This window comes from Mesorhizobium sp. M7A.F.Ca.AU.002.02.1.1 (assembly GCF_003998535.1).
In the GTDB taxonomy this organism is placed as follows: Bacteria; Pseudomonadota; Alphaproteobacteria; order Rhizobiales; family Rhizobiaceae; genus Mesorhizobium; species Mesorhizobium ciceri.
In genome coordinates this window covers 1-418 of the sequence record NZ_RZPB01001503.1, presented here as the reverse complement: position 1 = coordinate 418, position 418 = coordinate 1, and the positions used below count along the sequence as shown (strand labels likewise).

The 418-nt window shown below is 68.2% G+C and carries 1 pseudogene; it reads left to right on the top strand.

The window, feature by feature from the left end:
• Positions 1–418 (top strand): annotated as a pseudogene (locus EN879_RS38605) (hypothetical protein); the annotation flags it as partial.

Genomic DNA, 418 nt, shown 5'->3' with positions numbered 1-418 from the left:
GGCGGCGGCGATGCCGATGCCGTCACGCTGCGCACGGCTGATGGCGCGATGCAATCGATCACCACGGACGGCGCGGATTCGGCCGGCCTGATCGTGCAGTCGGTCGGCGGCGGCGGCGGCAATGGCGGCTTTTCCGGCACACTGTCGGCGATTGCCGGCTTCGGCATGGGGGGAAGAGGCGGCGCGGCCGGCAAGGGCGTGGCGACGGAAGCCACCTATAATGGTTCGGTCGAGACTTTCCGCGAAAGGTCGGCCGGTATCATCGTGCAATCGATCGGTGGCGGTGGCGGAAATGGCGGCGGCCAGTTCGGCCTGAGCGTCAACGCAAGCGTGGGCATCGGTGGTTGGGGCGCGGGGGGCGGCGAAGCCGGGACGGCAAAGGTCTTCTCGACGACAACACTTGACGTCACGACCCATC